General features: G+C 56.8%; 15 protein-coding genes. 10 read left to right on the top strand and 5 right to left on the bottom strand.

Annotation, left to right across the window (positions count from 1 at the left end; genetic code table 11):
• The first annotated feature begins 38 nt into the window (after positions 1–38).
• The 7 genes from QKB66_RS09670 (at position 39) to QKB66_RS09640 (ending at position 6728) form a co-directional block, all read left to right on the top strand.
• Positions 39–1163, top strand: a complete 1125-nt coding sequence (locus QKB66_RS09670; RefSeq protein ID WP_414253194.1) for a helix-turn-helix domain-containing protein — start codon at positions 39–41, stop codon at positions 1161–1163.
• A gap of 183 nt (positions 1164–1346) precedes the next feature.
• Positions 1347–2699, top strand: coding sequence for an MFS transporter (locus QKB66_RS09665; protein ID WP_311517696.1), 1353 nt, complete (start codon positions 1347–1349; stop codon positions 2697–2699).
• Between the two features lie 11 nt (positions 2700–2710).
• The gene (locus tag QKB66_RS09660) at positions 2711–3325 is read left to right on the top strand and encodes a cation transporter (RefSeq protein ID WP_414253193.1); all 615 of its coding nucleotides are present in this window, start codon (positions 2711–2713) and stop codon (positions 3323–3325) included.
• A gap of 88 nt (positions 3326–3413) precedes the next feature.
• Positions 3414–3641 (top strand): hypothetical protein, encoded by a 228-nt coding sequence (locus QKB66_RS09655; RefSeq protein WP_061920908.1) that lies wholly within the window; start codon positions 3414–3416, stop codon positions 3639–3641.
• Between the two features lie 23 nt (positions 3642–3664).
• Positions 3665–3958, top strand: a complete 294-nt coding sequence (locus tag QKB66_RS09650) for a hypothetical protein (protein WP_141761307.1) — start codon at positions 3665–3667, stop codon at positions 3956–3958.
• A gap of 160 nt (positions 3959–4118) precedes the next feature.
• Positions 4119–5396, top strand: a complete 1278-nt coding sequence (locus QKB66_RS09645; RefSeq protein WP_414253192.1) for an arginine deiminase — start codon at positions 4119–4121, stop codon at positions 5394–5396.
• A gap of 15 nt (positions 5397–5411) precedes the next feature.
• Positions 5412–6728 (top strand): septum formation initiator, encoded by a 1317-nt coding sequence (locus QKB66_RS09640; protein WP_414253191.1) that lies wholly within the window; start codon positions 5412–5414, stop codon positions 6726–6728.
• Here QKB66_RS09640 and QKB66_RS09635 read toward each other — a convergent pair.
• Positions 6725–7699 (bottom strand): nucleoside hydrolase, encoded by a 975-nt coding sequence (locus QKB66_RS09635; RefSeq protein ID WP_414253190.1) that lies wholly within the window; start codon positions 7697–7699, stop codon positions 6725–6727. The genes QKB66_RS09640 and QKB66_RS09635 overlap by 4 nt on opposite strands.
• A gap of 168 nt (positions 7700–7867) precedes the next feature.
• Between QKB66_RS09635 and QKB66_RS09630 the strand changes: the two genes are divergently transcribed.
• Positions 7868–9262 carry a GntP family permease gene (locus QKB66_RS09630; protein WP_414253236.1) on the top strand — a complete coding sequence of 465 codons (1395 nt, stop codon included), beginning with the start codon at positions 7868–7870 and terminating at the stop codon, positions 9260–9262.
• Between the two features lie 50 nt (positions 9263–9312).
• On the opposite strand, the gene QKB66_RS09625 is transcribed toward QKB66_RS09630, so the two are convergent.
• The 3 genes from QKB66_RS09625 to QKB66_RS09615 form a co-directional block, all read right to left on the bottom strand.
• Positions 9313–9783, bottom strand: a complete 471-nt coding sequence (locus QKB66_RS09625) for a gluconokinase (protein ID WP_414253235.1) — start codon at positions 9781–9783, stop codon at positions 9313–9315.
• Positions 9784–9845: 62 nt separating this feature from the next.
• The gene (locus QKB66_RS09620; protein WP_223197716.1) at positions 9846–10256 is read right to left on the bottom strand and encodes a hypothetical protein; all 411 of its coding nucleotides are present in this window, start codon (positions 10254–10256) and stop codon (positions 9846–9848) included.
• Positions 10257–10367: 111 nt separating this feature from the next.
• Positions 10368–10616 (bottom strand): hypothetical protein, encoded by a 249-nt coding sequence (locus QKB66_RS09615; RefSeq protein WP_049159522.1) that lies wholly within the window; start codon positions 10614–10616, stop codon positions 10368–10370.
• Between the two features lie 132 nt (positions 10617–10748).
• Here QKB66_RS09615 and QKB66_RS09610 point away from each other — a divergent pair, with 132 nt between their 5' ends.
• Positions 10749–12719 carry a fructose-specific PTS transporter subunit EIIC gene (locus QKB66_RS09610; RefSeq protein WP_414253189.1) on the top strand — a complete coding sequence of 657 codons (1971 nt, stop codon included), beginning with the start codon at positions 10749–10751 and terminating at the stop codon, positions 12717–12719.
• 62 nt (positions 12720–12781) lie between these two features.
• On the opposite strand, the gene QKB66_RS09605 is transcribed toward QKB66_RS09610, so the two are convergent.
• Positions 12782–13315 carry a 2'-5' RNA ligase family protein gene (locus tag QKB66_RS09605; protein WP_311517704.1) on the bottom strand — a complete coding sequence of 178 codons (534 nt, stop codon included), beginning with the start codon at positions 13313–13315 and terminating at the stop codon, positions 12782–12784.
• A 525-nt stretch (positions 13316–13840) separates the two neighbouring features.
• Here QKB66_RS09605 and QKB66_RS09600 point away from each other — a divergent pair.
• Entirely contained in the window at positions 13841–15208 is a 1368-nt protein-coding gene (locus QKB66_RS09600; protein WP_248092340.1) for a hypothetical protein, read from the top strand.
• Positions 15209–15283: the final 75 nt, after the last annotated feature.

Genomic DNA, 15283 nt, shown 5'->3' with positions numbered 1-15283 from the left:
AGTCATTTTCCCACCCTTTAGCCAGTAGTGTTGTGCATATGCACGATGGCGATTGGGAAAGAATCCTCAAAGAAGTTCAGTCAGACATCCCAGGATTGGTCGATGACTTCATTGCTGATTTCAGCAGTCTTGGCAGCTATGGCAACTCCCCTGTCAGTGAGAAAGAACTTCGCCGCACTGCTTTTGAGGTGCTCACCATGCTGATGGAGGCCATCGCAGGCACACTGGACGACACGACTTTTCGCCAGCATGCAGACGCCTTAGGACGCAGACGCGCGCAGCAAGGCGTCCCCATCAGCACGCTCATAGATGCAGTTCAACTGGATTTTCTGGCGATTTGGAACCGCATCCGTCAAGCCGCCGGAGGAAACCAAGAAGTACTTATCTCTCACGTGGACCAATTGCACAATGCGGTCGCAAAATACAATTTCTTCGTTCGCGATGGCTTCCGGAGAGAAAATGCCCGTATTGCGCAAGATTTACGCCTAGCCAACGCCCGCCATCTCGACAAATTATTCTCCTCCGCCTCCATTGACACCATCACAATCAAGGAAATAGCCCAAGCAATAGGCTGCGACGCACATAGCAATTTCAAAGTCGTCGTTTTCCACGCAAACAGCGCCTTGAAAGCTCGAGACGCACTCGAACTTGCAACAGCGGAAGGAAAGATCTTCGGCTATCCGCACAATGGTTTATTCACCGCTTTCTGGTCCATAAGCGCCGAGAATCAGCCGAACATTCCAGCATTACCCAGCGCTGTTTTCAGTAAGGTCGAAGGGCTTGCAAATGTCCGCGATGCAGTACTAGCTAGCCCCAAACTCTTTGAGGCTTCACGCACGCCCACACAGCCGACCCCAGCCCATGAACTATCTTGGGCAATTGCAGGAAGCGCACTCGCATCTTTTCCCGGTTCGAAGCAAAACGAGCTAAGCGCCGATATTACGAAGTTACGCAATTCCAACTCCCCGGCCCTAGAAACTGTAGAAGCTTATCTTCGCACCGGCTCAATCAAACAAACAGCAGCCATCAGCTACTGCCACCGCAACACTGTCATCAATCGGCTCAGCCAATTCGCAGATGCAACAGGCTACGACGTCACGCGTCCTTACGACGCTGCCGCAGTCATTCTCGCGCTCAACTATAAACCGGTAACCACTTTCTAATCCTCTTCCCCCGCCTCTCGATCCACACGGCAAACACGCCCTTCAAGCCATGGGCTGTGCAATTGCACAGCCCATGTTCAATCCGCAGGAAAAAATCCCAACTTTTATATTTTTCATCCCGCTACAATTTCTCCACCGTTATTGTGTTATCCACACCACACCTTAACGACAGGAGGGAATATCTTGACTGGCCCGACCGCTCCCCTAGACACTCAGTCTTCAGCCCCCGAGCAAGTCGAAGTCAACTCCAAAGACGTATTCAAAATTGCTAGCTCAGCATTCATTGGTACCGCGCTTGAGTGGTATGACTTCTTCCTGTTCGGCACCGCCTCAGCATTGGTCTTCAATGACCTCTTCTTCTCCGACGCCAGCGAAACCACAGCAACTCTCGCGTCTTTCGCGACGCTAGGCGTTGGCTTCCTTGCTCGACCTTTTGGCGCAATTTTATTCGGCCAGATCGGCGACAGGATGGGACGTCGCCCAGCACTTCTCATCTCGATTGTCGCTATCGGCGTAGCAACGGGCTTAATCGGCCTATTACCTAATTACAATTCAATCGGCATTTGGGCTCCGATTGCGCTAACCGTTCTACGTCTTGTACAGGGAATTGCAGTTGGTGGCGAGTGGGGCGGCGCCACCACGATGGCAATTGAACACGCACCTGCAGAAAAGCGAGGGCGCTACGCCGCATTCGTCCAAATTGGCTCGCCCGCTGGCACGCTCCTTTCTTCTGGCGTCTTCTCCCTCATCCTCATGCTGCCTGATGACGCAGTTTCAAGCTGGGGTTGGCGCATTCCTTTCTTGATCGCGTTCCCATTCCTCGCAATTGCGCTTTATATCCGCACAAAAGTAGAGGAATCTCCGGTCTATCAAGCCTTGGAGAAGGAAGCAGAAGAAGATGAAGCGAAACACAAAGGATCCCTCAAAGAACTATTTACCGAGCACTTCGGGCAAATAGTTCTTGCCGCTGCAGCAGCCTTGCTCGGAATCGGCGGGTTCTTCGTATTGACCACCTACACCATCAGTTACGCCACAATCACCTTGAACTTCGAGCGCCAAACGGTAGTCAATGCGACGCTCGCTGCCGCTGTTTGCCAGATCTTCATCAACCTTTACTTTGGCCGGCTCGGCGAGAAGATCGGGCCAGGCAAAGTAATGGGCTGGGGAGGTATTGCAACTGCTGTCATGGCCTATCCCATCTGGGCAATGATCGACTCTGGAAACGCAGCCTTGTTAACTGTGGCTGTCTGTCTCGGCCTCTCGTTAGTAACGAGCACCTACTCTGTCTCCGGCGTTCTTTTGTCCGAAATCTTCCCAGCGAACGTCCGCTATTCCGGCGTCGCTATCGCTGCAAACATCGCTGGAGCAATTTCCGGACTCCTGCCGTTTATCGCGACTGCAATGAACGCTTCAAACGAGACGCCAAGCTCGATTCCTGGAGTTATCATCCTCGTGGCAATCTCCCTGATTACAGCGTTGGGCTCATTCTGGGCTGAGCGTCACCGTCGTACCGATGACGTGGTCGTTAAAGACTAATATCGAGCTCCGTGAGCTCTGAACTAACTTCTTCCACCCTCGGCACCCGCGCCCGGCGCGTGGTGGCGTCGGTTGCCGCATTGAACCTGTTTGGCTTCATCGTTGAAGTGGCCATGGCCTGGCACATCGGCTCGGCTTCACTGCTTGCCGACGCCGCGGATTTCCTTGAAGACTTCCTCATCAACGCACTCGTCTTGGCGGCGCTTGGATGGTCGGTAGCGGGGCGTCGGAAAGCAAGTTACGGGCTTGCGGGGCTTATCCTCATTCCGGCAATCGCGGCCTTTGCCACTGCAATCTGGAAGATGATTAGCGGCACTCCGCCAGAAGCCCTCTTGCTTTCCGGTACCGCGGTATTTGCAATGCTCATCAACCTACTTTGCGCGGTATTGCTGCTTAGCCTGCGCAAGCACGGAAGCGCGCTGACCAAGGGCGCTTGGCTAGCAGCCCGTAATGACGTAGCGGCCAATCTTCTTATCCTGCTGGCTGGCGTTATCACCATCTGGTGGTTTAGCCCGTGGCCGGACATCGCTGTCGGCATTGTAGTAGGCGCTATCAACTTGAGCGCTGCGAAGGAAGTTCTAGAAGCCGCCCAGGCAGAAGACCCAGAACTAGAGCTAGAGGAATAATCCCCATTTTCAGAGGGCACTTGGGACTTTTACCGCATACTCCTTATCAGAATCGCTGACCTCGATAAGGAAGGAACCTAGATCTCTCATGCAGTCCCAGACCACGCAGATGCCAGCTCTAATGCCTGAACGCATCGCACAGGAACGCTCCCGGATTCAGTCCAACAAGAAGGCAATGGCGCGCGTCGCCAAGCTCGAGCGTGAAGCCTTGTCTAAGGCACGCAAGCAGGAACGCGACTTCGATACCGTGTTCCTAGGCATCCTGTCTGGGGCCCTGCTGGTCTACATGGCGCTGATGGCTGCCGCTTTGGTTTAGGTGAGAATGCCGTGGTGACCACGATGGACATTCCCAACCGATACCGCAGCAACGCCTTCGCGGAAAAAGCCCGCGAATCGGCACGCATGGCAAAGGCTTTGGAGACCGCCAAGCGGGAGGAGCAAGAGGCCGGACGCGGCACCACCTATCTGTTGGCCGTGCTGTGCGCATTGGTAGGTATCAGCATCTTCATCAAGTTTTGGCCGTGGGTTTTGGTTTTCTGCGCCGTCGTCATCGCGACGATTATCGTCGTTGCGCTTCTCCCCGCCTCCTACGACGAGTCCCACCCCCAGACGGGTGCAACACGAGATTCCTGAATCTTTTGCGAATTATGCAAATCTTATTCACTACCAGCAGCATGAATGATATGTATGATTCAAACTACTATTCATCCGTCGATGTGACCCATAACTCATAAACCTTTAGTTACTGTTGCCTCCAGCACCAAATACTTGAAAAAGGAAGGCACAGATTTACATGATGGATTCTGTTGAAACCTCCGATAGCAAAGGTGGACAGCAACTCGGTGCTTGGTCAGAGGTAGGCAAACTCCGCCAGGTAATGGTCTGCCGCCCCGGCTTGGCACACGAGAGGCTCACTCCAAGCAACTGCAAGGAGCTGCTTTTCGACGACGTCCTGTGGGTCGAGGAAGCACAACGCCACCACGACGAGTTCGTAGCCCGCATGGAAGAGCGCGGCGTCGAGGTGCTGCACATGCGAATTCTGTTGGAAGAAACGCTGGCGACCAAGGAAGGCCGCGAGTTCATCCTCGGCAACAAGCTACTGGATAAGAACGTCGGCGTGGGCGTGGGCAGCGAATTGCGCGAGTGGTTTAGCGAGCTGGACAACAAGACTCTGGCCGAACTTCTCATAGGCGGCGTGCCCTTCAACGAAATCCCCAAAGGCCTCGGCCACGGCGTCATTGACACCATGCGCAACGTGTACGCTCCCGACGAGTTCGCGCTGCGTCCCCTGCCCAATAGCCAGTTCTCCCGCGATAACTCCGCCTGGATTTATGGCGGCGTCTCCCTTAACCCGATGCGTCTTCCTGCCCGCCACCAGGAGACGATGCTCACGCGTGCTATCTACCGCTACCATCCGCGCTTTGCCAACGCATCCTTTGAGTTCTGGTACGGCGACACCGACGAGGATCCGGGCCTTGCTGCACTCGAGGGCGGCGACATCATGCCGGTGGGCAATGGCGCGGTCCTAGTGGGCATGGGCGAGCGCACCACGTGGCAGGGTGTGAGCCGCTTGGCCAGCAACCTATTCAGGGCGGGTGCGGCAGAAAAGGTCATCATCGCAGCCATGGCCCCAGATCGCGCCTCGATGCACCTGGATACCGTGTTCACCTTTCTCGACGTCGACAAGGCCACCGCCTATCCGCGCGTGGTGGATACCATTCGCCCGCTTATCCTGCGCCCTGCAGATGATCAGAAGAAGCTGGAACTCGAAAGCCCAGACAAGCACTTCGTCACGGTGGTCGAGGAAGCGCTCGGCCTGGATAAGCTCCACATCGTAGAAACCGGCGGCAATTCCTATGCCGCGGCGCGTGAGCAGTGGGATGACGCCAACAACGTGGTTGCCTTGGAACCCGGGGTGGTCGTGGCTTACGATCGCAACAAACACACAAATGCCAAGCTTCGCGACGCCGGCGTGGAAGTCATCGAGATCGGCTCCGCCGAACTGGGCCGTGGTCGCGGTGGCGGACACTGCATGACCTGCCCCATCGTGCGCGATGCAGTGGACTACTAAGGGAAGAACTAGCCGATGACAACTTATGACACTGCCGCGCCCGCCGCGGACGAGGCCGCATCTACTGCCTTCCCAGTAAGTCGCGAGGGCAAGAAGACCGAAGGTACTGCGCTGGGCTGGGTGCTCGCGCTCTTCGGCACCGCGATGGGCGCAGGTATCCTCTTCCTTCCGCTACAGGCGGGCACTTTTGGCTTCTGGCCGCTGGCCTTTGCTACGGCCATCATCTTCCCAGTGGTCTATTTCTCCCACCGGACCTACGCGCGCATCGTCTCAGGCGCTCCGGTCAAAGACCACGGGCTTGACGTCCTCGAGCTGGTACGCAAGTACTTGGGCCGGCATACCGGCCTCTTCGTGGCATTGATGTACTCGCTGGCGAACATCCCCACGGTGTTCATCTACGCCATCTCGTTGACCAACGCCATCGACAGCTTCATTGTCAATCAGCTCCACGGACCATCCATTAACCGCTGGGTTCTTTCGGTCCTGTGCGTGGGCATCCTGACCGGCATCTTCGCCATCGGCCGCAAGCCCATGCTGTGGCTGGCGCAGGCGCTGGTCTATCCGCTCATCATCTCTTTGGCTGCTACCTCGATTTATCTGATCCCGCAGTGGGACCTGCGTTCCTTCATGGAAGTGGAATATCAAGATGGCAGCTGGCCGTATATTCTGCTGGGCTCCGTACTGATTCTTCCGGTGCTTGCCTTTTCTTTCTCGCACATGGCCGGCCTCTCCCAATTCTCCGTGGATATGCAGCCCACCTACGGCGAGAATACGGAAAAGCGGGTTACCCACATCGAGCTCTACACCGCCGCACTGCTGGTCATCTTCACGATGTTCTTCGTCTGGTCCTGCGTGTTGGCATTGGGCGCCGATGGCATGCAGGAGGCAACGGAGCAGAACCTGCCAGTGCTGTCCTACTTCGCCAACGTCACCGGCGTACCGCTGCTTGCCTGGCTGGCCCCGATGATCGTTATCTTCGCGATTATTACCTCTTACTTCGGCACCATGCTCGGTGCTGAGGAGGGCACCTCTTATATGGTGCGCCTCATCGCGCCACGCACTGCGAACCGTCTGAACCGCCGCGGATTGCTCACCATCGTCTACGTGTTCATCTTTGTCACCGGCACGCTGGTCTCAGTGTTCAATCCGCCAATTCTCAACCTCATCTCCTTGGTTGGTGGCGTCTTCGATGCGGTGCTTATCTTCCTGCTTCCGGTCTATATGTTCCACCGAGTCAAGGAGTACAAAGCCTACCGCCATGACCCGTGGAACTACTTTGTGTTCTTCTTTGGTTCGGTGATTCTGGCAGTCACCATCTGGGACCTGTTCTAGTCCGCTTTCCGAATCGGACGGTTTGGGTTGGTCTGGGTTTCCAGGACGTCGCCAAGCAAGCCAAAGAAGCTTTCGCGGTCCGCTTTTTCGATCACCGTCGCATTAGCTTCCAAGCCAAAGGTCTCCCACGCCATTGCCGCATAGCCTCGCGTAATCCCGTTGCCCGTGACCACGTCTACCTTGTAACGCCCGGATTCTTGGATGAGTTCTGGGTGCAACAGCGTTGCTAGCGTCATCGAATCCGGGTGGGTGGAACCGCCGATGCCCGCGGCTTCATCGAAGTCCAAAGTGGTATCGCACATGGCCTTGAAGAACTTCGCAATCGGGGTACCCACCGCGACCTTTTGGTCATACTCCGCGCGCGGCATGGTGGCGTCATTGAAGGTCACTGGATCCCACGGCATCACGACGATGTCCGCGAAGCCGGCGCTGAAGACAATCTGCGCCGCCTCCGGGTCGACGTAAAAGTTAAACTCCGCGGCCGGCGTAATGTTTCCACGGCCATTGTTGGAACCGCCCATGATGTAAAGCGACTTCAGGTTCTTTACAAAGTTGCGGTCTTTGACCACTGCCGTTGCGATATTCGTCAGCGGCCCGATTGCCACCACGGATACCTCGCCTGGGTTCTCCGCGGTGATGCGCAACAGGGCGTCGACAGCATGCTCTTTTTCTACCTCGCAACCTGAAAAGTCCATGCTGAGTCCTCCCGAACCGTCACCGTGAACGTCTTCTGCCGAGGCCCACTCCTGCAGCATTGGCTGCGAGCAACCGGCATAAATAGGCACCTCGCCCAGCTTGCCCGCCGCATTCAAGGTCATGTGCGCATTCTTAATCTGCTGCTCAAAGCCCACGTTGCCAGCCACCATCGTGATAGCACGGAAGTCCGCGCGCTTGTCCAACAATCCAACCAGGATTGCTACGCAATCATCCTGCGCAGTATCAGTGTCCAAAATAAATGGAATCGTCGACATGGTTCTCCTTCGAGGTAGCGCTGGCACTTAGGTTCCAATTTAAGCTGCAAGGTACGAAAGTCACATTTGAGTGGTTATATCCACACTTATTTCCGATGATAATCTGACTCACAACTACGGCTTAACAGGAAGGCCGTAACTTGAGAAAGGATTAGTTCCATGGACGTCATGGAAACCTGGGAGCCGGTGCTTACAACCGGCCCTCTCCTGGGGATAGCAGCTGCCGCGGTTGCCTTGATCCTGGTCATGGTGATCTACTTCAAGGTTCACGCATTCATCGTGTTGACCATAGTTTCTACCCTTACTGCGCTGGTTGCCGGTATCCCTCTTGAAGGCGTAGTACCGACGCTGACCAAGGGCTTCGGCTCAACGCTTGGTTCCGTTGCGCTGTTGGTTGGTTTGGGCGCCATGATCGGGCGCTTGGTTGAAACCTCCGGTGGCGCTAAATCGCTTGCCGACGCCCTGGTGAAACTCTTCGGCGAAGACAAAGCACCGTTTGCGCTAGGCGTTGCCTCGCTAATTATGGGTTTTCCCATCTTCTTCGACGCTGGCTTGATTGTGATGCTGCCGGTGATCTTCGCAGTGGCGCGGCGCCTTAACGGCCCGGTTCTCGCCTACGGCATTCCCGCGGCCGGCGCGTTCTCAGTAATGCACATCTACCTTCCGCCCCACCCGGGTCCTGTCGCGGCCAGCGAATTCTATGGCGCTGACATCGGCCTCATTTTGGTCTTCGGCCTGCTGGTAGCGCTTCCTACGTGGTATCTCTCCGGCTACCGCCTGGGCCTACACTTGGGCAAGAAGCACCCCTTCGTTGTCGGCGATATTTTGACCGGCGAACGCGTGGCGGATGAAAAGCTTCCGGAAAAGCCAGCTTCACCGGCGACGGTCATCGGAATTCTTCTTATCCCAATGCTCCTTATCTTTGGCAACACCGGCTTGTCCGCCCTTTCCTCCGCCGGTCACATTTCCGGCGACGCCACCTGGGTGAAATTTTTCATCTTCCTAGGTCAGACCCCCATCGCACTGCTCATCACGGCGATTGCCGCGATGATTGCGCTCGGATTCAAGCGCGGAATGGATAAGACCGCGATCGAAAAGACCATGGAGTCTTCCCTGGGCCCGATTTGCTCGGTGGTGCTGATTACCGGTGCCGGCGGCATGTTCGGCGGCGTGCTCCGCACTTCTGGAATCGGCGATGCTCTCGCTGATTCTTTGGCAGGCCTCGGAATTCCTGTCATTCTTGCCTGTTACCTCATTGCGGTCGCGCTACGTCTTGCGCAGGGTTCTGCCACCGTGGCTCTTACTACTGCAGCAGCGCTCATGGTCCCGGCTGTGGAAGCAGCAGACTACTCTTCGGTGCAGCTTGCTCTTATCGTGCTTGCCACCGCCGCGGGTTCGGTCTTTGGCAGCCACGTCAATGACTCGGGCTTCTGGTTGGTCGGCCGTCTCATGGGCATGGACGTAGCAACCACGCTGCGCACGTGGACTCTCAACCAGGCTCTCGTTTCCTTCGTCGGCTTCGTCTTCGTGCTTATTATCTTTGGGATTACTGCAGCGCTTTAGCCCCAGTTAGCCTCAGTCCAAGAAAGCCAGACCACAACGGTTTAGGGCATCTAGCCCCGCAGATACCTCGCTGCTTCGATAGCTAGTTCTGCGGGGCTTTGTGCTACGTCGAGCACGATCCCCGGCTCATCCTCATCGAGCGGCTCAAGCGTTTCGAACTGCGATTGCAAAAGCGATACCGGCATGAAGTGGCCTGCACGGTTTTGCATGCGCTCCAGCAAAAGCTCGTAGCTGCCGTGCAGATGAACGAAGAATGTATCCGGCGCATGGGTGCGAATCAGATCCCGGTACGAACGCTTAAGCGCTGAGCATCCCACGATGGCGCCTTCGGTTTGCCCCTGCATCCACTGCCCGATTGCTTCGAGCCAGGGCCAGCGGTCGGCGTCGTTAAGCGCGTGCCCCGCGGACATCTTTTCGATGTTGGTGGCCGGATGCATGTCGTCGCCGTCTCTAAAGGCGAGACCAACCTGGCCTCCCAGCAGCTGCCCCACCGTGGATTTCCCGCAGCTGGACACTCCCATCACGATGACGTGTTTATGGGCAAGTTCCGTGTTCACCTTAGTAGAGTTCACAGCCTTCAAGCCTAGTACTGCGGGGTGAAGTTGATACGTTCAATCTCCGCTCGCGCGGCCGGGTCCAACATCGCGCACAATCCGCCGACCACGTAACGGACTCCGGGAACCGTGGTGGAGGAACCCACGCCTTGCACGCAACGATCAAAGGCAGGCAAGCCGATACCTGGAGCCGGCGAATTCATCGAATAAAAAGACGCTGCCATCGCCGCACCGCGATTGCTGTTCAGCGCGTCAGAGGATCCCTTGATTCCCTGCCACAAGACTGCGCCAACCGGATCAACTAGGAACTGGTGCTGTTCCTCCGGCGTCAACGCGGCAGCCTCTGGCGCAGTCGCACCCACGCCACCACCGCTAACCACGCCAAGGGACAAAAGCCCAACTGTCAAAGCACGAGCACAAACACGAGAGAACTTATTCATACACGCAATCTATCACGCTAATCAGTTGCGCTAACGGACTTTTCGGCAGAAATAACGCAGCACCCCAAGACCTCACCCAAAGGCTGCCTTCAGCGTTGAATTCAATAGAAGCTACTCGCCCTTTTCAGGCTGTCGATTAGCTATAACCTGTTGAATCATCACGAGCTCGACTCCTAAGATTTCGCCAGTAGATGACACGTCCACCGCACCAACCAGTGCTCCCGGTTCTTCATCGATAGACAGTGGAATTGAGTACTGATATTCGCCGACATCTTTATCATCAGTGCGTTCTAGCCAAATGCCTTCATCGACGAATACGCCTGACAAGTCCAATCTGTCGCCCTTTTTGATCATCTTCATTCTCCCCTTTTCCAATTAACACGTACATCCGAAAACCTATCGCAATTCAACTTCCTCTTCCCTCACTTCATTTCTCAGGCCAAATACCACCGCCGCTAGATTCCCGATTCCCAGTCCTGTTAGATCACTTTTATGAGTACATCGCAATCAAGGCCGCGGCTGCTTGCCATCACGGCCTGCCCAACGGGAATCGCACATACCTACATGGCGGCGGAAAACCTTGAGGCCGCGGCGCAGAAGCTGGGCTACGAGCTTAAGGTGGAAACTCACGGCTCCATTGGAGTCGAGGGGAAGTTTTCGCAGGCAGACATCGATGCGGCAGATGCCGTTGTCATCGCGGCGGATACGGTGGTGGCTAAGGACCGCTTCGTCGGCAAGCGGCTCGTAGCTACCGGCGTCGACGAAGCCATTAGCCACCCGGAGGCGCTGCTGGGCCGCGCGCTGGAGGCAACGGCGCTAACTTCAGCCGAGGCCCGGCGTGATACCGCAGAGAGCGCCACCCCGGTGGGAAGCCGCACGGAAGGTACTGCCGATTCGGGTCTGCGTAGCTTTGGCCAGACGCTTTATAAGTCCCTGATGAACGGCGTCAGCCACATGATCCCCTTCGTGGTCACGGGTGGTCTACTCATCGCGGTCGCGCTGTCGATCGGCGGCACGCCAACCCCGGAGGGCATCGCCATTCCGGAAGGAAGCTTCTGGTTCACCATTAATCAACTAGGTGCCCTGGCGTTTTCTTTGATGGTGCCGATTTTGTCCGGCTACATCGCCGTGGGCATCGCGGACCGCCCAGGTCTTGCCCCGGGACTTATCACCGGCCTTATCGCCACGACGGGTTCGCTCTACGGATCGGATGCGGGTGCCGGATTTATTGGCGGCATCATCACAGGTATCTTGTCCGGCTATATTGCCCTGGCCATCAAGAAGATTCCAGTGGGCAAGTACGTCGCACCGATCTGGCCCATCATCGTCATTCCGATTCTCACCACACTCATCGTGGGTCTGGCGTTCATCTACATCATCGGCCATCCAGTCGCCGCTGCCTTTGAGGCAATGACGGAGTACCTCGCCGGCATGCAGGGTTCTTCCGTGCTTGTCCTAGGCGCTGTCATCGGTGCGATGATTGCCTTCGACATGGGCGGACCCTTCAACAAGACCGCATTCCTCTTTGGCGGTGGCCTCATCGCTGCCGGCAATGCCGCCCCGATGGGCATGGCGGCAACGGCGATTGCCGTGCCACCGCTAGCCGTTGGCATCGCCACCTTGGTTCGCCGCAGCTGGTTCAACAAGGCAGAGCGCGATTCCGGTATCGCCGCCCTCTTCATGGGCATGTTCGGTATCACCGAAGGCGCGATTCCGCTCGCTGCCGCTCGTCCGCTGCAGGTCATTCCAGCTAACGTCATCGGTGGTGCCGTCGCGGGCGCCATCGCGGGACAGCTCGGCGTCGAGGATCACGTCATGCACGGCGGCCCGATCGTGGCGCTGCTGGGCGCCGTCGACAACGTTGGCGGATTCATCATCGGCCTGGCGGCCGGCATTCTTGTCGACGCCGCGCTTATCCTCCTGCTCGTCGGTATCACCGCCAAGAAGGGGGCCGCAGCGTCGGAAGCAACTCCTGCTGAAGGCGCCAGCGATAGCGATGCCCTGCTTCTGCTCGATACGGTCGCGCTTGAGACCACGCGTGGTACCAACCGCGAGGACATCATTCGCGAGCTCGTCGCTTCCATCGCAGCCGCCGGCCGCACTTCCGACGCCGAAGCGCTTGTCGACGCCGCACTAGCCCGCGAAGAGCAACACTCCACCGGCGTCGGCAATGGCGTTGCCATCCCGCACGCCCGCACTGCGGGAGTTACGCGCCCAACCTTGGCTTTCGCCCGTCTTCCCAAGCCCGGCATTCAGTGGGCCGAGGGCGAGGAGGCAACCGACCTGGTATTCCTGATCGCTGTTCCGGAAGGCTCCGGCAATCAGCATCTCAAGATTCTGTCGAAGCTGGCCCGCCGCCTGATGAAGGAAGAATTCCGCGCTCAACTGCGCGATGCTGACACTCGCGAAGAGGTCATCGACCTGGTGGGCGATGCAGTCGCTGTTCCTGTACAGGCGCACTAGTTCCTAGCCTAGAACGCTAAATCTCCCCGCTTAGCGGGTGCTCGTCACGCCACTCGATATCCTCATAGCACCCGCAATTCCTCAGTCGCCGGCCGCCAGTACGCAGCTTGGGCCGCAGTAAATTCCTTCAGCAAGTGCCCGCCGCTGCGTGCAGCGGTGCGGGTGGCCTCATTTGTAGCAGCATCGAGGATGTCGATATAGCGGCCGACCTCGTCGCGCGGGATGCGAAGTCCCATCGTTAGATGCGGGGTCCAGCGGGCCCCTCGTGATTCAGGATTGGCCGCGCTAATCTCCCGGGCGGCTGCTTCGAACTCATCGGTTGTTTCCAAAAGCCAGGCGATTGATTGCTTCGAGCGCGTTCCGAATACTACGGTTCCCACCCGTTGAAAAGTTGCTGGCAATAGCGGCGGAAGCAGTTCAGCGGCCAGCTCCACTGCCTCGGGGGCCATGGATTGGGCGAAAGTAATAGTGATGTGCGGGCGCTGATTCTGGCGTGGCAGGCCGCGCCGGACGAGGTCGTCGAATAGCTCGGCGATGGCTCGTTCTTGCTCTTCAGGAAGATAAAGCAAGAGGTTTTCTGGAGATTTGGCGCTCATGATTTCAGGTTATGGCATTTGAACTATTAAGGTTGTCTGGTTTCCAAATGCTGTTAGCCGAGCACATAAGCCCGCATGGTGTTACCCTCACCACTGGGCGTTATGGGCCACGTGACAATACATCCCAGGCATTAATTCGCACAGACTACCCCAAGTTGAAGCGCGGGGCTGAGCCAACAAAACGGATTTTTCGCCTTTCAAGGACTGTCAGTTAGCCATTTTCCACATAAGGATTACCCCCGAAAGTAATCATACTTTAGTTTATGTCCGTTCGGACAAGAACACTTTTCGCACGATGCAGTCCCAATTCGGAAAATTCCCAGTTAGCGTCAATTTTCCACCGAAACCGTTCACATTGTTCATGACACCTATGTGAATTTCTATCTTTAATTGTCAATACATTTCTATAGTGCGTTGCTGGAAATCAGTCGCTAGCGTAGGTCTTCGTCACGCACCGCCAACGTATTCGCCGTGCGTAACTCGCCAAAAATACGTCCACCTCCAGTTATTCGAGGAGAACTGAACATGTCTTTCCGTCGTCGCTCCGCCGGCCTGTTCGCCGGTCTTGCCATCGCTGGCAGCACGCTCATGATGCCAGCAGCTAACGCTGAAACCATCACCGAGTCCTACCCAGAGACTCCGGCCATCAACGCCAAGCTGCCAATCATCCACACCACCCACGGCTCAGATCACAAGAAGGCTAACGTCCTTAACCCGCGCCCGGTCTGCAACCCATGGGAAGACCACCGCACCGTTGTCTACAAGGCAACTGACACCTTCATGCCAGCTGGCACCATCTCCACCACCAACCAGACTAAGAAGGACATTCCGCTACAGCAGAATCTGTCCAAGTCTCAGTCCATCCAGCTGGAGGTCAACGGCGACCGCACCAGCACCACCTCCATGAACTTGGGCGGCGACGTCTCCGGCAAGAACTCCAAGGGCTCCGCAGGCATCTCCCACGAGATCGCTACCAAGCTCGGCGCTTCCGCTTCCTACTCTCTGTCCTGGGAGGCTGGCCAGTCCATCGGACCTTACGACGTTCCGCCAAACCACACCGGCGAAGCAACTTACGGCTTCCGCGTTCTGAACATGACCGGCACCCAGCAGTACTGCAAGACCAACGGCACCTGGTCCACCCCGACCGCTTGGTCCGCAATGCAGCCAGTCAAGAACGAGGTTCGCGTCAAGCTGTACGACGACATCGCTGACTCCTTCGCTCCTAACAAGGACGCACAGAATACCGAAGAGGTTAAGCATGAGGACAAGGATCCAAAGGCTGACGCTGAGGTTGTCAAGGACAATGAGGCTCCAGTAACCGAGGCACCTGTTTCCGAGGCTGAAGCTAAGAAGGAAGAGGAAGCTGACAAGGCAAAGCTCGAAGAGGTAAAGAAGGACGAGAACTCTGACGAGAAGCAGAAGCTCGACCTGAAGCCTTTCTTCACCACCTCCGGCGCTAAGCACTCCGGTTTCGCAGGCACCGTTGCTCTGCAGCTGGAAAACGTTGGCTCTGACCGTTACTACGGCACCTTCCCTGCAGTTCAGTACCGCGTTGACGTGAAGACCGACAAGGGCCCGAAGGGCGTTGACCGCCTCATCACCCCACGTTCTTCCAACGGCGCTCACATCCGCGACCTGGGCTTCAACGAGAAGACCTCCACCCGCACCTTCGAGGTCACCCTGGCTAACCCAATCAACGCTGGCGAGAAGGTTCGCGTTGCAAACCTCGACTTCGGCGATGGCGACACCAAGGAAGGCCGCATCCACAACTACATCGAGGTAACCCAGATTGGCCGTCTGGAAGGCGACAACTCCCAGGCTAACGACCAGAACGTTGACTCCCGCAAGGCAACCGTCGACGACTTCGGCAAGCAGGCTAAGGGTACCTTCTAAGCCCTTCAAGCATCCGCTGCTTAGATAAGCCGCTCCACATCTTCCTTCAGCTCCCTTCTCAGGGGCTGGAAGATA

Origin of the sequence: Corynebacterium sp. c25Ua_89 (assembly GCF_047459735.1) — a bacterium.
Classification (GTDB): Bacteria; Actinomycetota; Actinomycetes; order Mycobacteriales; family Mycobacteriaceae; genus Corynebacterium; species Corynebacterium simulans.
Note: the sequence above shows the minus strand (reverse complement) of the source record. Positions and strands in the feature narration are given on the sequence as shown.